The sequence below is a fragment of the Sinorhizobium arboris LMG 14919 genome (genome assembly GCF_000427465.1).
Lineage (GTDB): Bacteria > Pseudomonadota > Alphaproteobacteria > Rhizobiales > Rhizobiaceae > Sinorhizobium > Sinorhizobium arboris.
The window spans coordinates 169,298-190,251 of sequence record NZ_ATYB01000014.1; the positions used below are offsets into that span (position 1 = coordinate 169,298).

Below are 20,954 nucleotides of genomic sequence, written 5' to 3' on the forward strand. Positions count from 1 at the left end.
GCTTCTCAGAACCGATTGCGGCGCGAGCCGGATTTCGTGGAGAGTTCTGAGGCTCGCCGCTTCGGCCGGTGGGCCGCGCATCCTGCAGCAATGCACCCCCTCTTGAGCGGGGTTCACGGGAGGAGTCCCCATGGGCGAAACAAACACAGCCGCACAGCCATCCCAGGAATTCGAAAAGGTCCTGGCCAACAGTTCGACGGATCTGGCGTCTTTCGACACGCATGACAAGACGCTGCTTCAGAAGCTGCAGCACTTCCTGCATTCGAGCCCGGCCGCGGTGCCGCTGATCGTGCTGGTCCTGTCGCTGATCGTTTTCGGTGTCATCCTGGGGGGAAAGTTCTTCTCCGCCTTCACCATGACGCTGATCCTTCAGCAGGTGGCAATCGTCGGTATCGTCGGTGCCGCTCAGACGCTCGTGATCCTGACCGCCGGTATCGATCTTTCGGTCGGTGCCATCATGGTGCTCTCATCCGTGATCATGGGGCAGTTCACCTTCCGCTACGGCTTCCCGCCGGTGCTCTCCGTCATCTGCGGACTTGGGGTGGGGGCGCTCTGCGGCTACATCAACGGAATGCTCGTCGCGCGCATGAAGCTGCCGCCCTTTATCGTCACGCTCGGCATGTGGCAGATCGTGCTCGCCTCCAACTTCCTCTATTCCGCCAATGAGACGATCAGGGCTCAGGACATTTCCGCGAATGCCTCGATCCTGCAGTTCTTCGGCCAGAACTTCCGCATCGGCAATGCCGTCTTCACCTACGGCGTCGTGATGATGGTGCTCCTCGTCTGCCTTCTTTGGTACGTTCTGAACCGCACCGCCTGGGGGCGCTATGTCTATGCCGTCGGCGACGACCCCGAGGCTGCCAAGCTCGCCGGTGTCAACGTCACGCGCATGCTCATCACCATCTATACGCTCTCCGGTCTTATCTGCGCCCTTGCCGGCTGGGCCCTCATCGGCCGCATCGGCTCCGTCTCCCCGACAGCGGGCCAGTTTGCGAACATCGAATCGATCACCGCCGTGGTGATCGGCGGCATCTCGCTCTTCGGTGGCCGCGGTTCCATCATGGGCATGCTCTTCGGCGCGCTGATCGTCGGCGTCTTCTCGCTCGGCCTGCGCCTTATGGGCACCGACCCGCAATGGACCTATCTCCTGATCGGCTTGCTGATCATCATCGCCGTCGCAATCGACCAGTGGATCAGAAAGGTAGCAGCCTGATGGCACAGGAACCCATCCTTACCGCTCGTGGCCTCGTCAAGCGCTATGGTCGCGTCACCGCCCTCGACCGTGCCGATTTCGACCTCTATCCCGGCGAAATCCTGGCCGTGATCGGCGACAACGGCGCCGGCAAGTCCTCGATGATCAAGGCGATTTCCGGGGCCGTCACGCCAGACGAGGGCGAGATCCGCCTGGAAGGCAAGCCCGTCCACTTCCGCTCTCCGATGGAAGCGAGGCAAGCCGGCATCGAAACGGTCTATCAGAACCTGGCTCTGTCGCCGGCACTGTCGATCGCCGACAACATGTTCCTCGGCCGGGAGATCCGCAAGCCGGGCATCATGGGCAAGTGGTTCCGTTCGCTTGACCGCGCCGCCATGGAAAAGCAGGCACGGGAGAAGCTCTCCGAGCTCGGTCTGATGACCATTCAGAACATCAACCAGGCGGTCGAGACGCTCTCCGGCGGACAACGCCAGGGCGTGGCGGTGGCGCGCGCTGCCGCCTTCGGCTCCAAGGTCGTCATCATGGACGAGCCAACGGCTGCGCTCGGGGTTAAGGAAAGCCGGCGTGTGCTGGAACTGATCCTGGACGTGCGTCGCCGGGGCCTGCCGATCGTCCTGATCTCGCACAATATGCCGCATGTCTTCGAAGTCGCGGACAGGATCCATATCCATCGCCTCGGCCGCCGCCTCTGCGTGATCAATCCCAAGGATTACACCATGTCGGATGCCGTGGCCTTCATGACCGGTGCGAAGGAGCCGCCGCGCGAGGCGATTGCGGCATGAGCGTCGAGTCCCTTGCGGATGAGATCCTGAAGCGGGCGGTCGATTCCGGCCGCTTCATCGTCGCCATCGCCGGACCGCCCGGCGCCGGGAAGTCCACGCTTTCCGAAACGCTTGCGGAGGCGATCACGCAGGCGGGAGAAAAGACGGCGGTGTTGCCGATGGACGGCTTTCACATGGACAATGCCGTTCTCGAGGAAAAAGGTCTCCTTGCCCGAAAGGGGGCGCCCGAGACCTTCGACGTCCGATCCTTTCTCACAACGCTTGCCGCCGTCCGCGCCGATGACGGCGAGGTTCTCGTCCCGGTCTTCGACCGCTCCCGGGAACTCGCGGTGGCCTCTGCGAGGATCATCGCGCCCGAGACGCGGATCGTCCTCGTCGAGGGCAACTATCTGCTGCTCGACGAGGCGCCCTGGAGCGGACTCGACGGCGCCTTCGATTATTCGATCTTCATCGATCCGGGCCTGGAGGAGCTCGAACGGCGCCTGCTGCAGCGCTGGCACGATCACGGCTATGACGAGGAGGCGGCACGCAGCAAGGCCTATGGCAACGACATACCCAATGCCCGCCGGGTCGTCGGAAGCCGCAGGCCGGCGGATATCGTCATCCGGAACTTCTAGAGCGGGACGAGGAAATGTGTGCGCGGTTTCCGGCCGCATACCGCCGTGACCTCTCGAATCGCCATTGTCTTCGGCGGCGCAATGGTGTTATCGAAGCGCGGTTTCACCACATGAGTTGCCGCCCTTCGAGCGCACCGGTACGTCCTGACGCCGGCCGCGCGGATCGGGCGCGAGCATCGGGAGAACGCTGATATGCAAGACCTCGTCATCCGCCGCCCGGACGACTGGCATCTTCACCTGCGCGACGGCGGCATGCTGCGCGGCGTGATTGCCGATACGAGCCGCCATTTCGCGCGCGCCATCATCATGCCCAATCTGGTACCGCCCGTCGTGACCTCCGCCGACGCGGCCGCCTATCGCGAGCGCATACGCGCAGCCATTCCCGAAGGGGACCGGTTCGATCCGCTGATGACGCTCTATCTTACCGAGGGCACCGACCCGGGCGATGTGGAGGCGGGCTTCAGGAGCGGCCTCGTCAAGGCGGTCAAACTCTATCCGGCCGGCGCCACCACCAATTCGTCGAGCGGTGTGCGCGATATCGACAAGGCGATGCCGGTGCTCGAGCGCATGGCCGAGATCGGCCTGCCGCTCTGCGTCCATGGCGAGGTGACGACGGCCGACGTCGATATCTTCGACCGCGAGGCGGTCTTCATCGAAACCGTTCTCGACCCGCTCCGCCGGCGACTGCCCGATCTCAGGATCACCATGGAGCATGTGACGACGAAGGACGGGGTCGACTATATCCGGGAGCATGCGGCCAATCTTGCCGGCTCCATCACCACCCATCATCTCATCATCAACCGCAACGCCATCCTCGTCGGCGGCATCAAGCCGCATTACTACTGCCTGCCCGTGGCGAAGCGCGAGGCGCATCGGCTGGCGCTTCGCCAAGCGGCGATCTCGGGCGACGTTCGCTTCTTTCTCGGAACGGACTCTGCCCCGCATGTCGACCCCCTCAAGGAATGCGCCTGCGGCTGTGCCGGCATCTACACATCGATCAACACCTTGAGCTGCCTCGCTCACGTTTTCGAGGAAGAAGGCGCGCTCGATCGGCTGGAAGCCTTCACCTCTCTGAACGGCCCCGCCTGGTATGGCCTGCCGGCAAACGAGGAGAGGATCACGCTGCGCAAGCAGGAGGAGCCGGTCAGCTATCCCGCCAGGATCGAGACCGAAGCCGGTCCGGTCACGGTTTTCGACCCGATGTTCCCGCTCCACTGGGCCGTGATACCGACCCGATAGCCGAAGGAGAGTTCATGTTTTCGAACGCATTCACCGACAAGGCCGTGATGGCCGAGCTGGTCGCGAAGATGCTCTGGGAAATCAAGGCCGTGCATTTTCGCGCCGACGAGCCCTACAAGCTCGCCTCCGGCATGGCGAGCCCGGTCTATATCGACTGCCGCAAGCTGATCTCCTATCCGCGCATCCGCTCGGCGGTCATGGATTTCGCTGCCGCGACGATCCTCCGCGAAGCCGGCTTCGAGCAGTTCGACGTGGTGGCCGGCGGCGAGACCGCAGGCATTCCCTTCGCAGCGATGCTTGCCGAGCGTCTCGGCCTGCCGATGATCTATGTGCGCAAGGCGCCGAAGGGACACGGCCGCAACGCCCAGATCGAAGGTCATATGCCGGAGGGTGCGCGTGTCCTTGTCATCGAGGATCTGACGACCGCCGGCGGCTCGATGTTCAAGTTCATCGATGCGATCCGCGCGGCCGGCGGCGTGGTCGAGCACGGCATCGCCCTCTTTTATTACGACATCTTCCCGGAAGCCCGCGGCAGCATGAAGTCGAAGGGCGTCGACCTGCACTACATCGCCACCTGGCGCAATGTGCTTGCCGTCGCGCGTGAGCAGGCGCTGTTCGACGAGAAAACGCTGAACGAGGTCGAAGCCTTCCTGGATGCTCCGCTCGACTGGTCGGGTCGTAACGGCGGCGTCAGCGCGCTCGCGGTCCAATAACGAAGGGCCTGGCGCGATTTGTCGGCTCGGTTGAATAGGTTTGGGGAGGAATGGACATGATCGTTTGCTGCGGAGAGGCCCTGATCGACATGCTGCCGCGGGAGACGACCGCGGGCGAGAGCGCCTTTGCGCCCTATGCGGGTGGCGCGATCTTCAACACGGCCGTCGCGCTCGGCCGGCTCGGCGTCCCCACAGGCTTTTTCACCGGACTTTCGGACGATATGTTCGGCGACATCCTGCGCGCGACGCTCGAGGCTGCGAATGTCGATTTCGCTCCCTGCGCCACGCTGCCGCTGCACACGACGCTCGCCTTCGTGAAGCTCGTCAGCGGGCATGCGAGTTACGCCTTCTTCGACGAGAACACGGCCGGGCGGATGATCACCACGGAGCACCTACCGGCGCTCGGGGATTTCTGCGAGGCGCTGCACTTCGGCGCGATCAGCCTCATTCCCGAGCCCTGCGGCTCCACTTACGAGGCGCTGATGGCGCGGGAGCACGAAAAACGGGTGATCTCCTTCGATCCGAATATCCGCCCCGGCTTCATCAAGGACCGGGAGGCGCATGTCGGACGCATGAACCGAATGGCTGCCATGTCGGATATCGTCAAGTTCTCCGACGAGGACCTTGCCTGGTTCGGCGTGGAGGGCAGCCACGACGCGCTCGCAGCCGAATGGCTGAAACGCGGCCCGAAACTGGTGCTGATCACCCGCGGCGCGGACGGCGCCGTCGGTTATACGAGTGACCAAAAGGTCGAGGTCGCGAGCGAACGGGTCGAGGTCGTCGATACGGTCGGAGCGGGTGACACTTTCGACGCCGGTGTACTGGCCTCGCTGAAGTTCAATAACCTCCTGACCAAGGATAAGGTGGCAAGTCTGACCGACGAGGCGATCCGCCAGGCCTTGACGCTCGGAGCGAAGGCTGCGGCCGTCACCGTCTCGCGCGCGGGTGCCAATCCGCCCTGGCGGCACGAACTCGGGCTGTGAGATTGGTGCCGGCCACGCGCGGCTGACCGATCGCTCCGATGGGAACGTTTCAACAAGGGGAACGCGGTCACCGAGAGTGCCGTGGGGATTCTCCCCCTGGTGGGGGAGAGGGGCGGCCAGAGGCGTGCTTCGCTGAGCCCCTGTTGCCGATCAGCGTGCCGCCTTCAACAGCGCAGCGACCAGGCCGGCGGTCGAGGAATCGTGCCCTTCGGCGCTTTCCTTGCCTTCGATGACGGGCAGCAGGCCGGTAGCCAACTCCTTGCCGAGCTCGACGCCCCACTGGTCGAAGGAGTTGATGTTGAAAAGTGCGCCTTCGACGAAAACGCGATGTTCGTAAAGCGCGATCAGACGGCCGAGCGCGAAGGGATCGAGCCGGTCGTAGACGATGGTGAGCGACGGCCGGTTGCCCGCGAAGACGCGGTGCGGAGCGATCTTGTCCGCCTTCGCCTCGTCCATGCCCTTGGAGGTAAGCTGCGCTTTGGCTTCCGCCAGCGTACGACCCTTCATCAGAGCTTCTGATTGCGCCAGGCAGTTCGCCATGAGGAGCTGGTGCTGGTGGCGCAGGTCTTTCTCATGACCGTTCGCCGCGATCATGAACTCGGCGGGTATGATATCGGTCCCCTGGTGAATGAGCTGGTAGAAGGCGTGCTGGCCGTTGGTGCCGGGCTCGCCCCAGACGACAGGACCGGTCGAGAACTCCACCGGATGGCTGTCGAGCGTGACGCCCTTGCCGTTCGATTCCATGTCCAGCTGCTGCAGATAGGCCGGAAAGCGCGTAAGCCGCTGATCGTAGGGCAGGATCGCCCGCGACGGGTAGCCGAGAACGTTGCGATTGTAAAAGCCGATGAGTCCGAGCAGCATAGGGATGTTCTGGCGAAGCGGCGCGGTGCGGAAATGCTCGTCGATCGCGTGACCGCCGTCGAGGAAACGGCCGAAATTCTCCTTGCCGATCGCGATCATCAGCGGCAGTCCGATTGCCGACCAGATGGAATAACGTCCGCCGACCCAGTCCCAGAAGCCGAAGACGCGGGCGGCATCGATGCCGAAGGCGCCGACCTTGTCCAGGGCGGTCGAGACGGCCGCGAAGTGATGGCCTACCGCCGCCTCGCCGAGCTTGCCGGCGATGAAGGCGCGGGCAGTCGCCGCATTGGTCATCGTCTCGATGGTGGTGAAGGTCTTGGAGGCGATGATGAAGAGAGAGGTCTCGGGATCGAGGAGCTTCAGCGTGTCGGCGATGTGTGCGCCGTCGACGTTGGAAACGAAGTGAAGCCGGGGGCCGTCATGGAAGGGCGCGAGCGCCAGCGTCGCCATGACTGGACCGAGATCGGAGCCGCCGATGCCGATATTGACGACATCGGTGATCTGCTTGCCGGTGGCGCCCTTCAGTGCTCCCGAGCGGATGCCGTCGGCAAAGCCGCCCATGGCCCCCAGCACGGCGTTGACGTCCGGCATGACGTCCTTCCCGTCCACGAGCACCGGCCGGTTCGACCTGTTCCTGAGCGCCGTATGCAGAACCGCGCGCTCCTCCGTGATGTTGATGGTATCGCCCCGGAACATCGCCTCGCGCTTCTCCTCCACCTTCGCCGCCTTGGCGAGCGATTCGAGACCCTCGATGATCCTGTCGTTCACCGCGCATTTGGAATAGTCGAAGAGGAGGTCGTCGAGCGCCGTGCTGAAGCGCGAAAAGCGGTTCGGATCGGCCGCGAAGGCGGCGCGGATATCGGTCGCGTCGGTCTCGCGTGCAGTGGCTTTCAGGTTTTCGACAAGCGCTTTCATCGCAGGGCTCCTTGCATTGCAACCAGGGCATGGAATGGGGGCATCGGAATTGGCTGCGATAGCTAGTCGGTTTAACCGCGGCAAATCAAGGGCGGGTGTGCGCTGCAGCGAAAAAAGGCGGGCGGCTCCGCCCCTTGCATCCGCACGGAGGAGATTTTGTGCAGATAAAAGGGGCTGGCGGGCGAGCCGCGCTACCCGCGCAGGTCCTTGCGCAGGATCTTGCCGACATTCGACTTCGGCAGTTCGGTGCGGAATTCCACGTGTCGCGGCCGCTTGTAGTTGGTGAGGTTGGCGGCGCAGTGGCGCTTGACCTCTTCTTCGGTGAGGTTCGGATCCCTGCGCACGACGAAGAGCTTGACCGCCTCGCCGGAATGCGGGTCGGCAATACCGATTGCGGCGCATTCGAGGATGCCGGGATGGGTCGCCGCCACCTCTTCGATCTCGTTGGGGAACACGTTGAATCCGGAGACGAGAATCATGTCCTTCTTGCGGTCGACGATCTTCGTCTGCCCTTCGGCATTCATGAAGCCGACATCGCCGGTACGAAAGAAACCGTCCGGCGAAATGGCTTTGGCCGTCTCCTCGGGGCGCTGCCAGTAGCCCGCCATCACCTGCGGCCCGCGAATGCAGATTTCACCGATTTCGCCCACGGGGAGCGTGCGACCGTCCTCGTCGCGGATCTCGACCTCCGTCGAGGGCAACGGTATGCCGATCGTGCCCGTGAAATCGTCGGTGTCGAGGCGGTTGGCGGTCGCGACCGGCGAGGTCTCCGAAAGTCCGTAGCCCTCATGGATCGGGCAGCCGGTCAGCTCCAGCCAGCGCTCGGCTACCGGACGCTGCACCGCCATGCCGCCGCCGAAGGTCAGGATCAGCGACGAGAAGTCCAGCTTGCGGAACTCGGGATTGTTCATGAGCGCATTGAACAGTGTGTTGAGGCCCGGAAAGATGTTCGTCCTGTACCTGCCGAGCTCCTTGACGAAGGCGGGAATGTCGCGCGGGTTCGGTATCAGGATGTTGTTGCCGCCGGTTGCCAGCCCCATCAGCGAATTCACCGTGAGCGCGAAGATGTGGTAGAGCGGCAGCGCGCACATGAAGGTCAGGCTCTCCGGGCGCGGCTTGCGCAGGAAGGCCGTGTTCAGCCACAGCTCCATCTGAGCCATGTTGGACAGAAGATTGGCGTGGGTGAGCGTTGCGCCCTTGGAGACACCGGTCGTGCCGCCGGTATATTGCAGGAACGCGACATCTCCCGGGGCCACGTTCGGGCGCTTGAAGCCGAGCGCCGCGCCCTTGGCAAGGACCGCCTTGAACGAAACGTGACCTGGAATCGACCAGGCGGGAACGAGCTTCTTGACGCGGCGCACCACCAGATTGACGATCGTTCCCTTCGGGCCAAGCATATCGCCCATGCTGGCGACCACGACATGCTTGACGCCGGTGCGGGCCAGGACCTGCTCGACCGTATGGGCGAAATTCTCAAGTACGAAGATCGCCTTGGCACCGGCATCCACCAACTGGTGCTCCAGCTCGCGCGGCGTATAGAGCGGATTGACGTTGACGACAGTGAACCCGGCTCGAAGGATTGCGTAGACGATCACCGGATTTTGAAGGATGTTGGGCATCATCACCGCAACCCGGTCGCCTTTCGCGAGCCCCAGAGATTGCAGCCAGGCACCGATTTTCGCCGAATGCGCGTTGAGGTCGGAGAAGGTCAGCGCCTTTCCCATGCAGGTGAATGCGGGGCGCCAGGAATATTGCGCAACCGCATGGTCGAAGAACTCGCCGATGGAACGGTAGCTGAGCGGGCCAATCTCGGCAGGTACCCCCGGCGGATAGGAGTCGAGCCAAATCTTCGCCGCGTTGGAACCCGTCTGCTGCGTGCTTGCTTCCGCCATGACCTTCCTCCCTCTGGTCGCCAATGAACGGCCGTCATCACGGCGAAGAAAAATCCCTCCCGATCTTCCTCTCCGTCGAAGATGCTGCTTTTAGCCCGCCTCTTCAAGCCGTAATCGGAATTATATAACTTTGACGTAAACGTCAACGATCTGCGGAATGGGCAGGCTTGCGAAATTTCGGCTGCGCCGCAGCACAGTTTCTTGCCGCGATATCGGCGGCCGGCGGCTTTGAGGCCGCACTTCCGTACGGAAATCAATGCCTGTCTTCCTGGAAAAGCTGAAAATCTTGCTGTCACGTCCCCCTGCTAGATGAAAAAGCGTGCGTTCTCGCGTAAAGCGCCGATTCGGTGCTTCTCGCCATCATTGCGCCGGAAACCGCGTCCAGCGGAGCGGAACGGGCTGGCAAGGTTGCGGGTTTGTTGTAAGGTTCGGATAGACGGAGGAGTGCTGGTGCAATTGGGCAATCGCGAACGAGAGAACCTTCCCGTGGAGCCGCGGCTCTTCGGGCAGCCGGCCCATTCACGCTCTGCCCTTGTCGTTCCGATCTCGGCGGCCCGGTGGCTGCTCGTCCTCGTTCTGCTTTGCGGCGTCTATTTCTTCCATGGTTTCCTCGTGCCGGTGCTTGCGGCCGTGGTGATCGGCTTTGCAAGCTGGCCCATTTACCGCCGGCTGCTTCAGGCCCTGGACGGCAACCGCACGCTTGCCGCGACGATCGCCATCATTTCCGTTGTCGCCTTTATTGTCGTGCCGATCTCGCTCGTTGTGATCTACGCCGTGGACGAGGTGCGCGATTGGCTCGTCTGGGCGGTTGCGACCAACGCGAACGGCGCACCCGCGCCCGCCTGGCTGACGACGATCCCGGCGGTGGGCGCCTGGCTTGGCGAACAGTGGGTCAAATATGTCGGCCACCCCGGGGCCCTCGGGGAATTGGTCCAGCTCGTCAGCGGCTCCAATATCGGCAACATATATCGCGGCGTGCTCGTGGTCGGCGCGTCCGCCTTCCAGTCCTTCCTGACGCTCTTGTTCATGCTCATCACGCTCTTCTTCGTCTACCGCGACGGCCAGTCCTTTTCGAAGCAACTGGACCATCTCGGCGAACGGATCTTCCCGATGCGCTGGGAGAGGCTGTCGCGCGTGGTGCCCCTCACGATCAGTTCGACCGTGACCGGCATGGGCATCATCGCGATCGGCGAGGGGATCGTGCTCGGCGTTGCCTATTGGCTCGCCGGCGTGCCGTCGCCGGTCACGCTCGGCATCATCACAGGAATCATGGCGCTCGTGCCGGGCGGCGCTCCGCTCTGCTTCACCCTGGTCTCGGTCTATCTTGTCGCAAGCGGCTCGCCGATCCATGGCGTCGCGCTCTTCACCTGGGGCACGACGGAGCTCTTCATCGTCGACAAGACATTGCGTCCGAGGCTCGTCGGCGGTCCGATCAAGCTCCCCTTCCTGCCGACATTTTTCGGCCTTGTCGGCGGCGTCAAGACCATGGGTTTTCTCGGTCTCTTCGTCGGTCCCGTGCTCATGGCGCTGCTCGTAGCCATCTGGCGCGAATGGCTGCGCGAGGTGACGAGCCAACCGGAACCGACCGGCAACGGGATCTCCGGGCTGGATATTTCCGCCAAGTGAGGCCGCAGCTGACGCCCAGCGGCCATATGGAATTTGCATCGAAGTTGTTCTAAGACAATCTGCAATCTTTAATTGGTAGGCCGCAATTCTCGAACATGAGTGTCGCACCTGACGGCGAAGACGCAGACGGGCCGGGCGCGGATCGGCGCCCCATAGCGGCGCGCGACAGCGGGTTCGCGCGGCGCCTGACGGCATTGCTACTGAAGACTGCGGTCACCCCGAACCAGATCTCGCTCGCAAGCGTCGTCTTTGCCGTACTGGGAGCGGGGGCCCTCCTTTTTGCAGCCGGCTGGCCGCTCCTCTATCTCGCGGCACTCGCCGCCATCCAGTTGCGCCTCCTGTGCAACCTCCTCGACGGCATGGTGGCGGTCGAGGGCGGGCGCGGCTCGCCGGTCGGAGCGCTCTACAACGAATTTCCCGACCGTGTTGCAGACACCTTGCTCATCGTTGCACTCGGCTATGCCGCCGGCGCAGGGTGGCTCGGCTGGGCGGCAGCGCTTGCGGCCGCCCTGACGGCCTATGTGCGAGTCTTCGGCGGATCGCTCGGGCAGGCCCAGGATTTCCGCGGTCCCATGGCGAAACAGCACCGCATGGCACTAATGAGTCTCGCCTGCGTGCTGGCACTCGGTGAAGCATTGCTGATGACAGAACGCCTGGTGCTTTATGCCGCGGCGTGGATCATTCTTGCCGGATCGCTTCTCACATGCGCGACCCGCACCCGGGCCATCGTCTCGCGCATTCGGAAAGGCGCGGAACCGTGATCGACCTGGCACTGATCGGCCTCACGCGGTTCATTGTCGGCGGGCAGGCGCACTGGATGGGCTCGTCGCCGGAAATGCGCCAGCGCATCTATTTCGCCAATCACGCAAGCCATCTCGATGCGCTGCTGATCTGGTCGGCGCTGCCGCGTGCGTTGCGTGCCTCGACGCATCCGATCGCAGCGGCAGACTATTGGGGCAGGGGCGCCGTCAGGCGCCATATCGGTCTCAAGGTGCTGAACGGAGTACTCGTGGACCGGTCGACCCATGGGCCGCCCGGTGCGGCGCTGGCACCCTTGCGCAACGTGCTCTCCGAGGGCGGGTCGCTCATTCTTTTCCCGGAGGGAACGCGTGGCAGCGAGCGGCTGCCGGGGCCGTTCAAGAGTGGGCTTTATTGGCTGTCGCAGGAATTTCCCCAGGTGGAACTGATCCCCACCTATCTCGACAATCCCTCGCGCGCCTTTCCGAAGGGAAGTTTTCTGCCCGTGCCCATCAGTTGCACCGTGCGTTTCGGACCACCCGTCGCGCATCGCGCCGGTGAGGAGAAGGACGGCTTTCTCGAACGCGCCCGCGCGGCGGTCGCAGCTCTCGCACCGAACTCAGTCGGATGAGGCCGCCATGCCCTTAAGCGACAAACTCGTGGTCCTCTTCGCCGGCGTCGGCGCTCTTCTCGGCGGGGCCACGCTGATCGGCTTCGTGCTGTCGCGCCGCGTTACCTCCGAAGCGGGGCGGGCGACGGCCGACAATCTCAATGCCCGCATCAGGGCCTGGTGGGTGATGATCGCCATCTTCGCCGTGAGCTTCGCTCTCGGACGGGGCGTGACGCTGGTGCTGTTTGCGCTCACCTCCTTCTACACGCTGCGCGAATTCGTCTCGCTGACGCCGACGCGCACCGCCGATCATCTGCCGCTCGTTGCCGCCTTTTACGTTCTATTGCCGCTGCAATACTGGCTGATCTGGATCGACTGGTACGCGCTCTTCACCATTCTGATACCGGTCTACGGCTTTCTCCTGCTGCCGAGCCTTTCCGCCATCAAGGGTGACACGGAGCAGTTCCTGCTGCGCGTCTCGCGAATCCAGTGGGGTCTGATGCTGACGGTCTATTGCATCAGCCACGCGCCGGCGCTTCTGACGCTCGACATCCCCGGCCGGCCCGGCGAAGGCTTCCTGCTTCTCTTCTTTCTCATCACCATCGCGCAGTTCAGCGACGTCATGCAGTATGTCTTCGGCAAGCTTTTCGGCCGGACGAAGATCGCACCCGTCGTCAGTCCGTCGAAAACGGTCGAGGGACTTGCCGGAGGCGGGCTTTCGGCCGTGGCCGCCGGCGCCGCCCTGTGGTGGATAACGCCCTTCACTCCGCTGGAGGCGGCCGCGATGGCCTTCGCCATCGTCGCCATGGGCTTCCTCGGCGGCCTGGCGCTCTCGGCCGTGAAGCGCTCGATGGGCGTAAAAGACTGGGGCTCGATGATCAGCGGCCATGGCGGCGTGCTCGACCGCATGGATTCGCTGAGCTTCGCGGCGCCGGTTTTTTTCCACCTGACGCGGTATTTCTATACGTGAGACGATGAAAAGCCGCTCCGGTGTGACGGCGGATCACGGTTTCGTGTTCCTCCTTGAAGGAAGAATTGCACCCTTCGAACAGTCGTTTCTCCTGCCGCTTCAGCCAATGAAAGGTGTCGCGGTCCACTACGGACAACAAGGAGAAGCCCGTGCGAATTGCAGTTCTGATTGTTCTGACGACTGTCCTTGCCACACCTGCTTCGGCGCAGGATACCGCACTCCATGACCCTTCGATCAGCCGCGATGCCCAGGACGGGGTGATCCGTCTTTATGGTGCGGGCGGTCCGCACACCGCGATCCGGAAAGTCGCGGATATCTGGACGAAGGAGACTGGGCGCAAGGTCGAAATCACCGCCGGACCGGAGAAGACATGGTCGAAAAAGGCGCAGGCCGATGCGGATGTCATCTGGGGCACGTCCGAACAGGCGATGACTGCCTTCCTCGAAACCTATAAGGGCTTCTCATCGGATCAGGTCGAACCGATATACCTGCGTCCGGCAGTGATTGCGGTGAAAGCGGGCAATCCCAAGGGGATCACGAAATTCGAAGACCTTCTGGCGGCAGAGACGAAAATCGTCGTGACCGAAGGGGCCGGTATAGCCAACACATCGGGGACGGGTGTGTGGGAGGATATCGCGGGGCGTCTTGGCCGGCTGGAGGATGTCGCGGCCTTCCGCAGGAACATTGTCGCTTTCGAACAGGGCTCCGGCGCCAGCTTCAAGGCCTTCAAAGCGTTGGATGCAGACGCCTGGATCACCTGGCCGAATTGGCCGATTTCGAACCCGGAAACCCTGGAAGCGGTGACGCTGGCAAGCGATCGCGCAATATGGCGCGACCTCAGCGTGGCCCTTGCCCCCGACGCCGATCCCGAAGCAGAAGCGTTTCTGGATTATCTGATTTCCGATGAGGCGCAGAAGATCATGTCCCGCGAAGGTTGGGTACGCTGACCTGATATCCGGGCGCCGGCAAGACCTGAGGCGGTTGGTGTCTCCCGCTCCGAGGCCCGTTGACATTCGGGGGTGCCCGCCGCGGCTTGTTTGATTTCCTTATCCCTGTGCTCGTTGTTTAGCCCGGGGACATGACTGACGGGCGTTCGGATACATCACTGACGGCTAATGCTGGCATGGATTTGGCTTCGAAGGGGGTATTCCATGCCGTGGCGAGAGGTATCAACTATGGGAGAGCGGCGGGAGTTTGTGCGACTTGCGCTGGAGGAGGGTGTGAACCGTCGGGAATTGTGCCGGCGGTTCGGATTCGCCGCGGGTATCGAAGGTCGATCGCGAAGAAAAATGGTGCCGCTTACGTGACTCGAACACGTGACCCCATCATTACGAATGATGTGAAAGCATCTTTCACGAACCGACTTTGCCCAACAGTGGATAACGCTTGAACCTTAGCATTTTCAGGGCTTGCGCGGCCATATGCCGGTCGTGTTAATAACACCAGCTAACAGGGGCAGACAGCCGCCTGTGTTACCCTGGCGTTACCCCGGAAAGCGGCATGTCAAAGACAATCCTGACCCAGAAGAAACTGGAATCGATCGGCAAGGCAGCCGCTGCTGAAGGCTATGTCGTCAGGACGGAAATTCCTGACGCGGGGCTTCCAGGTCTCTATCTCGTGGTGCAGCCAAGCGGCTCTATGAGTTGGGCGGTTCGGTATCGGCATGCAGGTCGGCCGCGGAAGATGACCATCGGGCCGTTCGTCTTAGGCGACGACGCAACATTCCCGCTTTCAGTCGCTCGGGCTGCCGCTAGGGAGGCGTTGCGCATTGTTGCCGACGGCAGAGACCCTGCAGCCGAAAGAGCCGAGCGTGAGGCGCAGCGGCCGGCAGAAATGGACCTTGTTCCGGCGGTGTTGGATGACTTCGTCAAAAGGCACGTAAAAAAGAAAAACCGCGAGAGCACCCAGAAGAACACCATCGCCTTCATCGATAACGAAATAAGGCCGGTATGGAAGTCTCGAGACATCAAGACCATCACCAAGCGTGACGTTGTTGATCTGCTCGACAAGATTGCCGATCGGGGCGCACCAGAATCCGCGGTGCGTGTGCGCGCTATCCTGAGCAAGTTTTTCAATTGGTGCGTCGATCGGGACATCGTCGGCGCTTCACCCGTTCCGAAGGGCACGACGGCGAAACAGGGCTCGAGCCGCGAGCGCGTTCTGACCGACGACGAAGTCAGACTGCTATGGCTGGCCTGCGATAAGGCAGGCTGGCCCTTCGGTCCGCTCGTTAAACTCCTTCTCTTGACAGCGCAGCGCCGCAACGAGGTCGCTCATGCAGAGCTCAAAGAATTCTCGCTGAAGGGAAACGATCAGCAGTGGGTTATTCCGGAGGAGCGGACGAAGAACGGCCAGGAACACGTCGTCCCTCTCTCCGCTCTGGCGCTGCAGATCATCGAGGCTCTTCCGAAGGTGGGGAAGAAGTTCCTGCTTTCCACGACTGGCGAAACGCCGATAAGCGGCTTCTCCAGGGCCAAGAAGATAATTGATGCTGAGATGCTTGCGCTGGCTAGGAAGGAGACGGAAGAGCGCGGTCTAGATCCGAATGAGGTGAAGTTGGAGCCGTGGACACTCCACGACCTTCGGCGCACGGCTGCCAGCGGGATGGCGCGCCTCGGCTTTCCGGTCCACGTGGTCGAGGCGGTGATCAATCACAAGAGCGGTGCGATCCAGGGCGTCGCCAAGATTTACAACAGGTACGACTATCTCGATGAGAAGCGCCAAGCCCTCACCGCCTGGGCCGATTTGGTGCAGCAGATCGCGTCCCGGCGAGCTGCGGCTGGTGCTTCGCTAAAAGGGGATGTCGTCGTCTAAATCTCGGCTAAAAGCGCCCGGTTCACGCTTCGGCTCAGATTTTGGCTTCAGGGGCCAATCAGGGACTCTGAGTTTCGCTTCACGCAGTGCTTCCTGCATTGCCGCACCGGCAGCAAAGTAATCCTTTGACCGACCCTCTTCGTGCATTTGGACGAACTCGTCAATTCGCGGCCAGAGGACGTCCACATAAGCACTGATGATGCTGACGCCCTGCGCATCTTCGAAAAAGAATGGCCAGTGCTCCTTCGCGAACGCTAGCTGGCGCTCCTCCTCGTAAGTCGGGTACATCTCAGGGATGCGAGCGACACGCAATTTTCTCACCCCTTCACTGACATGCCATATGTCCTGCCAGGTAGTGTCTGCCTCGTATGTATCCTTTCCCGGGATGGGGTTGCTGCTGGCGGCGGCCATAATGGCACGTTCAACGACTGTTGTGATTGTCTGCCCGTTCAGGCGAGCAACATAGTCCAAGAGAAACCGTGTCTTCGGGTCCAGTCGGATCGTCAACATCTCGGTTTTCGCGGTTTTGGCTGCGGGTCTAGCCACGGAATCCCCTCCGGTAAGCGTCTCTTCCCTTACGACGCCTGTGAATTGCGGGCAATGCCAACTTTTGTTCCACAGTTGCATTTGATGGTTAACGAGTGATCGTGTATATAGATTGCTGTACGGGAAACTAAGGAATCGCGAATGAAAAGAGAACATATCGAGGGCGGCAAAACCGAGTTTCTGACCGGGCCGCAGGTCGCTGAAAGATACAAGATTTCGGGAATGACGTTGTACCGCTGGCTTCGCGATCCGAAGCTAGCGTTTCCGCAGCCGATGGTGGTCAACCGGCGCAAGTTCTTCAAAGAGAACGAATTGGCTGCATGGGAACGAGACCGCGCAAAAGGTGCGGCATGAGGCCAGCAGAAAACGAAAAGCAGCGGGGACCGGTCGCCAAACTCACGTCCCCGCCGCTCGATCAGACATCGCTTTTATAGCGACCCCCCATCACCAACGATAAGGACCGTCGATGACGACACAAGCTAAAGCACACTATCGCATGCGCGTCCAGATTTTGGACAAGGGAGAGCCGCTGGGCCTGCCCGTGGTTGTGGAAGGACGCCTTTGCTGGGCGCTTCGCAACCTAATCAGCGCCGGTGCTGCAGGATGCACGCCGATCAATCATCCTGGACCTCGCTGGAGTCACTACACGTGGAAGCTCCGCGCTATGGGCTTCGCGATCGAAACCATTCACGAGAAACACGGTGGACCCTTCCCCGGGACGCATGCGCGATACGTGCTGCATTCCGATGTTTCCGTGTTGGAAGACGCGAAGGTCGCCGCATGATGGAGGCGATCGGTGAAGACAAGGTGAGGGCTGCCGCAAGGTGGCTCTCCAAACAGAACCACGTACCGCCGCACGTCGTGAACATCCTCAAAACGAAGTTCGACCTGAAGGCATTGCAGGCATGCCAAGCATGCAAACTCGCCGGCGACTATAGGCGAGGTGCCGTCGAATGACAGGAAAAACCAGAAAGCCGAAGAAGAAGAAAGATACAAGCCTGGCGACGTGGAAGTTCGACCTGGAAAATACGGTCAACGCAGATCCGCGGCTCGGTCCCGCATGTCTGAAAATCGTGCGAGCCTACCTGGACTTTATGGGGGACATCAATGCGGCCCCATACCTGTCGCTAGTGCACCTTCGGGCGCTCACCGCGTTAACAGAGCACACGATCATCAAAGCTCGCCGTGAGCTCGTTAACGAAGGCTATTTCAAGGAAGCCGGTAAAACCAGTTCTGGAGCGATCCGGTACCAGATCGTCAATGCCGGCAAGAATCGTGTTCTCGATCACCTCACCATCACTCGTGAAGTCCTCAAGCAGTTTGAAGCGGACAAAAAAGAGGAACGGAGAAGGCGGGCTGCTGGCACCGAGTCCTGCAATTTGTCCACTGCAAGAATTGCAGGGCTGGAGCACGATCTGCACTGCAGAATTTACAGGGACAGCACTGCAGAGAATGCAGGGAATTACGTAGAGAATACCGTAGAGGTTATTAGCTATGAAGAGGAGGAACCTCTTTCTTACTCCAACCACTACGCTGTTGTGTCTCTCGGTGACGATACGACCCAACCCTTTCCTATACCGGCAAACGATGATGAGGCAGAGAGCATCTTGGACGCGATTTGCACCGATGTGCAGCGCGTCGACTCGGTCAGGCGCACCCTGAAGCTGTTCCTGATGGGCGGAACTCTCTCGCCGCAAAGAGCAATGAACATTTTGGGCAGCGATGCGAGGACCGCGGCATGAGCGAAACGCAGATCATAGTGTTCCCTCTGGCCCGGCGGGTCGGAAAGATCAGAACGGCAGCGGCGACGTTGAAGGCAATGCGCACCGAAAAAATGGCGCGCGCATATCGGGCTCAGATCACCGCGGTGCTGCTCAACCATCTCTGCAAGCTCGGTGTCGATCCGGTCGAACGGCCCGAACGTGTTTGTGAGTTTTGGCGAGCTGTCCATGACGAGATTGCAAAAGGCATGGAGGGAGCCGCTTGATGGAAGAGCGATATTTTCCCGTTTGGGATCAGCAGCCGAGCGAAGAATTCGTGAGCGGCTGGCATGAGCACTTGAATTCGACCGGCTACCCGGAACAGTTCGATCGCGTCTCCACAGTACGGCCGTTCAATCTGGCGGACGTCCGACTGCTCTCCGGTGAACTCCGGGTTCCGACCACGCGCCGCGAAGATCAGTCGTTGGTGCCTTGCCCACTGTGCCAGCCAAACAGTCCGAAATTCAAAGTCGGTCGGATGGCCTGGTTCCCACACGAAAAGACGGTTCTTTTCATCGGTCATGAATGTGCGAAAAAGCACATCGGCGAAGACTATGTGAAAGCTGACGACCTCTATCGCAAGCAGGCGCGCTGCCGGCGCTATCAGGCGTCGTGGGAAGAGTTCCAATTTCGCCGTGAGGATCTGTGCGCCTTGGTGGCGCGCATGATGCCGGTGGCGAAGTCACTAGAGCTCTCGCGTTGGCACCAGTTGGAGAAAGATGCGCCAGGGTTCGCGCCGTTCCTCCATAACGAACTGTCCCTGATGAACGGCTCCATCTCTGTCATGGTGGATACCGGGCTCAAGGACGACCGGAAGAAGCGGATATTCGAAACTCTGCATGTCGGGGCCGTCCGCGGCTACGAAGTACTCGGCTCGAGCCGCCGACCGGTGAGGGACCTGGAAAAGGCAAAGCAGGTCCTCGATGACATTGCCAATCCCTTGCCTGCTTGGAACGCGAGCGACGATGACACGGCCGGGATGGAGGAAATCCTCTCCCGCGGTCTCCGAGCAATGTCGATGCTGAAGAGCCTCCGCGAGACACTCGCCTTCCTCCTGGGCGCGCGTGGCTTCTGGAATGCTGAAAATTTGGCCGTGCTGGAGAGGTGGGGCCGGATGGATGAATCCCCGTTTGCCTTGTTGGAGTTCCGCAGAGAGGGCAATCATGTGTTCCTGCGGTCGGAGAGCTATCAGGGCAAGCACTACTCGAACATCACCGTACCTGAATCCCTCTACGCATATCTTCCCGATCCGGAGAGCTACGCTCCCTTGAGCCCCATCAACGAAATTTACCCGGATGCAAAAACATGGCGCGCATGAGCAAAAACCGATTTCGTAAATTCACTGGCAAGCGCTCCTATGAAATCGACCATGAGGTTTTCTCTGTCGGGCTTCATATCTTCGCTGATGGCGCTTGCGAGCCCAACCCCGGCCCTGGCGGCTGGGGCGTGGCAGTCTACAGGGACGGCATGGAGGTTGCTTCCGATCACGGTGGCGACGCTGACACCACGAACAACCGGATGGAGCTGACAGGGCTGTTGAGGGGTATCGAAGCCGCAAAGTCGTTCGGTTCGCCAGTCACGATCTGGTGTGATAGCCAATATGCCGTCAAGGGCACCAACGAATGGCGTCACGGTTGGAAGAAACACGGATGGCAGCGAGGCGGCCCGAATGCGGATCCGAAGAACCGCATCCTGCTCAATGCCGAGCTGTGGCGGGCGATCGATGACGCCTTGGCTGGTACGGACCACATCAAGATTAAGTGGTGCAAAGGTCACGCCGGCATTACTGGCAACGAGCGCGCGGACCAATTGTCAAATATCGGCATTGCGTCGCTCGCCGCGGTCCCACTAGCGCAAGAACCTGTTGATTACCTAACCGCCGAATATCGTAGTCTAATGGGTGAATAGTGCTGGATTCTCAAATATTTGCTATGCTTCGCAAATCGGAAAACGAGGGCGTTTGAATGGGTCACTGGTACGTTTTGAGGACGCGCGCAGGGCAGCAGCAGAAGGCCATGCTCGAATTCGATGATAACGGGATCACGGCTTACTGCCCAACGATGCGGCGGGAAACCAGGCATCATCAAACAAAAAAATGGATCATGCGGGAATATCCGCTTTTCACCGGTTATGTCTTCGCGAACCTTCGCATTGCCGATTTCGGCACGCTCCGCGAAATGCGTTCTGTCCTGTCTTTTTTGGCGGATGCCGGCGGGACGCCGATACCCGTGCCAGGCGATGTTGTGCAAGACATCCGGGATGCACAGGAGCGTGGAGACTTCGACGTTCTCCGGCCGCCTGTTCGTCGCCTGAAAGCTGGCGACACCGTGCAGCTCAAAGACGGCCCTCTCTCAGGTCATTACGCATCAGTAACGAATGTAGTAGGACGGCGCGCAATCAAAGCTGTTGTGGAGATGTTTGGATCTCTGCGCGAGGTAGAAATCGGGCTTGAAAGTATCAGGCGAGTAGCTTAAATTGCCGCTCAGCGATTTGCAGCCTGTATCTGCTGGGCGCCAAAGAGTGACCCACGGGGCTTAGGGGAAATTTCGCGTTCCCCGCCTTGGCTTTACTTTGCCAAAATTCCCTTCCGTTGATGACGCACGCTCTGGTTTTACTCGGCCGGTGTCAAGCGTATCGAACACGCCTACCGCTGGCTGATGCGGTTTTCCATTTTC

At 61.1% G+C, this 20,954-nt stretch carries 23 protein-coding genes; 20 read left to right on the forward strand and 3 right to left on the reverse strand.

The window, feature by feature from the left end:
* Positions 1-130: 130 nt before the first annotated feature.
* The 6 genes from SINAR_RS0111865 to SINAR_RS0111890 all read left to right on the forward strand — a co-directional run bounded on the left by SINAR_RS0111865 (position 131) and on the right by SINAR_RS0111890 (position 5,547).
* Positions 131-1,213, forward strand: coding sequence for an ABC transporter permease (locus tag SINAR_RS0111865; protein ID WP_027999302.1), 1,083 nt, complete (start codon positions 131-133; stop codon positions 1,211-1,213).
* Positions 1,213-1,995, forward strand: a complete 783-nt coding sequence (locus SINAR_RS0111870) for an ATP-binding cassette domain-containing protein (RefSeq protein WP_027999303.1) — start codon at positions 1,213-1,215, stop codon at positions 1,993-1,995. Before SINAR_RS0111865 ends, SINAR_RS0111870 begins: the two co-directional genes overlap by 1 nt.
* Complete coding sequence (locus SINAR_RS0111875) at positions 1,992-2,612, forward strand: nucleoside triphosphate hydrolase (RefSeq protein ID WP_027999304.1); 621 nt, start codon at positions 1,992-1,994, stop codon at positions 2,610-2,612. Before SINAR_RS0111870 ends, SINAR_RS0111875 begins: the two co-directional genes overlap by 4 nt.
* 192 nt (positions 2,613-2,804) lie before the next feature.
* A complete protein-coding gene (gene pyrC, locus SINAR_RS0111880) occupies positions 2,805-3,851 on the forward strand; it encodes a dihydroorotase (RefSeq protein WP_027999305.1) in 1,047 nt (348 codons plus the stop codon).
* 14 nt (positions 3,852-3,865) lie between these two features.
* The gene (locus SINAR_RS0111885; protein WP_027999306.1) at positions 3,866-4,564 is read left to right on the forward strand and encodes an orotate phosphoribosyltransferase; all 699 of its coding nucleotides are present in this window, start codon (positions 3,866-3,868) and stop codon (positions 4,562-4,564) included.
* A 56-nt stretch (positions 4,565-4,620) separates the two neighbouring features.
* The gene (locus SINAR_RS0111890; protein ID WP_027999307.1) at positions 4,621-5,547 is read left to right on the forward strand and encodes a carbohydrate kinase family protein; all 927 of its coding nucleotides are present in this window, start codon (positions 4,621-4,623) and stop codon (positions 5,545-5,547) included.
* Between the two features lie 150 nt (positions 5,548-5,697).
* Here the strand turns inward: SINAR_RS0111890 and pgi are convergent, their stop codons facing one another.
* A complete protein-coding gene (gene pgi, locus SINAR_RS0111895) occupies positions 5,698-7,323 on the reverse strand; it encodes a glucose-6-phosphate isomerase (protein WP_027999308.1) in 1,626 nt (541 codons plus the stop codon).
* A gap of 191 nt (positions 7,324-7,514) precedes the next feature.
* Positions 7,515-9,215: a long-chain fatty acid--CoA ligase gene (locus tag SINAR_RS0111900; RefSeq protein ID WP_027999309.1), complete on the reverse strand. Its 1,701-nt coding sequence runs from the start codon at positions 9,213-9,215 to the stop codon at positions 7,515-7,517.
* A 450-nt stretch (positions 9,216-9,665) separates the two neighbouring features.
* Between SINAR_RS0111900 and SINAR_RS0111905 the strand changes: the two genes are divergently transcribed.
* From SINAR_RS0111905 to SINAR_RS0111930, 6 genes are all read left to right on the forward strand, one after another.
* The gene (locus SINAR_RS0111905; RefSeq protein WP_027999310.1) at positions 9,666-10,841 is read left to right on the forward strand and encodes an AI-2E family transporter; all 1,176 of its coding nucleotides are present in this window, start codon (positions 9,666-9,668) and stop codon (positions 10,839-10,841) included.
* Between the two features lie 95 nt (positions 10,842-10,936).
* A complete protein-coding gene (locus SINAR_RS0111910; RefSeq protein ID WP_027999311.1) occupies positions 10,937-11,602 on the forward strand; it encodes a CDP-alcohol phosphatidyltransferase family protein in 666 nt (221 codons plus the stop codon).
* The gene (locus tag SINAR_RS0111915; protein ID WP_027999312.1) at positions 11,599-12,210 is read left to right on the forward strand and encodes a lysophospholipid acyltransferase family protein; all 612 of its coding nucleotides are present in this window, start codon (positions 11,599-11,601) and stop codon (positions 12,208-12,210) included. Before SINAR_RS0111910 ends, SINAR_RS0111915 begins: the two co-directional genes overlap by 4 nt.
* A 7-nt stretch (positions 12,211-12,217) precedes the next feature.
* Complete coding sequence (locus tag SINAR_RS0111920) at positions 12,218-13,159, forward strand: phosphatidate cytidylyltransferase (protein ID WP_027999313.1); 942 nt, start codon at positions 12,218-12,220, stop codon at positions 13,157-13,159.
* Positions 13,160-13,308: 149 nt separating this feature from the next.
* The gene (locus SINAR_RS0111925; protein ID WP_027999314.1) at positions 13,309-14,106 is read left to right on the forward strand and encodes a substrate-binding domain-containing protein; all 798 of its coding nucleotides are present in this window, start codon (positions 13,309-13,311) and stop codon (positions 14,104-14,106) included.
* Between the two features lie 553 nt (positions 14,107-14,659).
* On the forward strand, positions 14,660-15,973 hold the full coding sequence (locus SINAR_RS0111930) for a tyrosine-type recombinase/integrase (RefSeq protein ID WP_027999315.1): 1,314 nt from the start codon (positions 14,660-14,662) through the stop codon (positions 15,971-15,973).
* On the opposite strand, the gene SINAR_RS0111935 is transcribed toward SINAR_RS0111930, so the two are convergent.
* Positions 15,950-16,519: a hypothetical protein gene (locus SINAR_RS0111935; protein WP_146033153.1), complete on the reverse strand. Its 570-nt coding sequence runs from the start codon at positions 16,517-16,519 to the stop codon at positions 15,950-15,952. The genes SINAR_RS0111930 and SINAR_RS0111935 overlap by 24 nt on opposite strands.
* Before the next feature lie 141 nt (positions 16,520-16,660).
* Between SINAR_RS0111935 and SINAR_RS0111940 the strand changes: the two genes are divergently transcribed.
* The 8 genes from SINAR_RS0111940 (at position 16,661) to nusG (ending at position 20,753) form a co-directional block, all read left to right on the forward strand.
* Entirely contained in the window at positions 16,661-16,873 is a 213-nt protein-coding gene (locus tag SINAR_RS0111940; RefSeq protein ID WP_027999317.1) for a helix-turn-helix transcriptional regulator, read from the forward strand.
* 142 nt (positions 16,874-17,015) lie between these two features.
* On the forward strand, positions 17,016-17,303 hold the full coding sequence (locus SINAR_RS0111945; protein WP_234710647.1) for a winged helix domain-containing protein: 288 nt from the start codon (positions 17,016-17,018) through the stop codon (positions 17,301-17,303).
* Positions 17,300-17,476, forward strand: coding sequence for a thioredoxin domain-containing protein (locus SINAR_RS1000000137355; protein WP_167333599.1), 177 nt, complete (start codon positions 17,300-17,302; stop codon positions 17,474-17,476). The genes SINAR_RS0111945 and SINAR_RS1000000137355 overlap by 4 nt, the downstream gene beginning before the upstream one ends.
* Positions 17,473-18,261, forward strand: coding sequence for a hypothetical protein (locus SINAR_RS0111955; RefSeq protein WP_027999319.1), 789 nt, complete (start codon positions 17,473-17,475; stop codon positions 18,259-18,261). Before SINAR_RS1000000137355 ends, SINAR_RS0111955 begins: the two co-directional genes overlap by 4 nt.
* Positions 18,258-18,506, forward strand: a complete 249-nt coding sequence (locus tag SINAR_RS0111960) for a DUF6074 family protein (RefSeq protein WP_027999320.1) — start codon at positions 18,258-18,260, stop codon at positions 18,504-18,506. Before SINAR_RS0111955 ends, SINAR_RS0111960 begins: the two co-directional genes overlap by 4 nt.
* A complete protein-coding gene (locus SINAR_RS01000000133455; RefSeq protein ID WP_050577495.1) occupies positions 18,506-19,597 on the forward strand; it encodes a hypothetical protein in 1,092 nt (363 codons plus the stop codon). Before SINAR_RS0111960 ends, SINAR_RS01000000133455 begins: the two co-directional genes overlap by 1 nt.
* Positions 19,585-20,187 carry a ribonuclease H family protein gene (locus SINAR_RS0111970; protein WP_027999321.1) on the forward strand — a complete coding sequence of 201 codons (603 nt, stop codon included), beginning with the start codon at positions 19,585-19,587 and terminating at the stop codon, positions 20,185-20,187. Before SINAR_RS01000000133455 ends, SINAR_RS0111970 begins: the two co-directional genes overlap by 13 nt.
* 56 nt (positions 20,188-20,243) lie before the next feature.
* Positions 20,244-20,753: a transcription termination/antitermination protein NusG gene (gene nusG, locus SINAR_RS0111975; RefSeq protein ID WP_027999322.1), complete on the forward strand. Its 510-nt coding sequence runs from the start codon at positions 20,244-20,246 to the stop codon at positions 20,751-20,753.
* The last annotated feature ends 201 nt before the right edge of the window (positions 20,754-20,954 follow it).

What these genes read in the sequence shown, in the direction of transcription:
- SINAR_RS0111865 (WP_027999302.1), top strand. Translation starts at nt 131, where the DNA reads ATGGGCGAAACAAACACAGCCGCACAGCCATCCCAGGAATTCGAAAAG.
- SINAR_RS0111870 (WP_027999303.1), top strand. Translation starts at nt 1,213, where the DNA reads ATGGCACAGGAACCCATCCTTACCGCTCGTGGCCTCGTCAAGCGCTAT.
- SINAR_RS0111875 (WP_027999304.1), top strand. Translation starts at nt 1,992, where the DNA reads ATGAGCGTCGAGTCCCTTGCGGATGAGATCCTGAAGCGGGCGGTCGAT.
- pyrC (WP_027999305.1), top strand. Translation starts at nt 2,805, where the DNA reads ATGCAAGACCTCGTCATCCGCCGCCCGGACGACTGGCATCTTCACCTG.
- SINAR_RS0111885 (WP_027999306.1), top strand. Translation starts at nt 3,866, where the DNA reads ATGTTTTCGAACGCATTCACCGACAAGGCCGTGATGGCCGAGCTGGTC.
- SINAR_RS0111890 (WP_027999307.1), top strand. Translation starts at nt 4,621, where the DNA reads ATGATCGTTTGCTGCGGAGAGGCCCTGATCGACATGCTGCCGCGGGAG.
- pgi (WP_027999308.1), bottom strand. Translation starts at nt 7,323, where the DNA reads ATGAAAGCGCTTGTCGAAAACCTGAAAGCCACTGCACGCGAGACCGAC.
- SINAR_RS0111900 (WP_027999309.1), bottom strand. Translation starts at nt 9,215, where the DNA reads ATGGCGGAAGCAAGCACGCAGCAGACGGGTTCCAACGCGGCGAAGATT.
- SINAR_RS0111910 (WP_027999311.1), top strand. Translation starts at nt 10,937, where the DNA reads ATGAGTGTCGCACCTGACGGCGAAGACGCAGACGGGCCGGGCGCGGAT.
- SINAR_RS0111920 (WP_027999313.1), top strand. Translation starts at nt 12,218, where the DNA reads ATGCCCTTAAGCGACAAACTCGTGGTCCTCTTCGCCGGCGTCGGCGCT.
- SINAR_RS0111930 (WP_027999315.1), top strand. Translation starts at nt 14,660, where the DNA reads ATGTCAAAGACAATCCTGACCCAGAAGAAACTGGAATCGATCGGCAAG.
- SINAR_RS0111940 (WP_027999317.1), top strand. Translation starts at nt 16,661, where the DNA reads ATGAAAAGAGAACATATCGAGGGCGGCAAAACCGAGTTTCTGACCGGG.
- SINAR_RS0111945 (WP_234710647.1), top strand. Translation starts at nt 17,016, where the DNA reads ATGCGCGTCCAGATTTTGGACAAGGGAGAGCCGCTGGGCCTGCCCGTG.
- SINAR_RS1000000137355 (WP_167333599.1), top strand. Translation starts at nt 17,300, where the DNA reads ATGATGGAGGCGATCGGTGAAGACAAGGTGAGGGCTGCCGCAAGGTGG.
- SINAR_RS0111955 (WP_027999319.1), top strand. Translation starts at nt 17,473, where the DNA reads ATGACAGGAAAAACCAGAAAGCCGAAGAAGAAGAAAGATACAAGCCTG.
- SINAR_RS0111960 (WP_027999320.1), top strand. Translation starts at nt 18,258, where the DNA reads ATGAGCGAAACGCAGATCATAGTGTTCCCTCTGGCCCGGCGGGTCGGA.
- SINAR_RS01000000133455 (WP_050577495.1), top strand. Translation starts at nt 18,506, where the DNA reads ATGGAAGAGCGATATTTTCCCGTTTGGGATCAGCAGCCGAGCGAAGAA.
- SINAR_RS0111970 (WP_027999321.1), top strand. Translation starts at nt 19,585, where the DNA reads ATGGCGCGCATGAGCAAAAACCGATTTCGTAAATTCACTGGCAAGCGC.
- nusG (WP_027999322.1), top strand. Translation starts at nt 20,244, where the DNA reads ATGGGTCACTGGTACGTTTTGAGGACGCGCGCAGGGCAGCAGCAGAAG.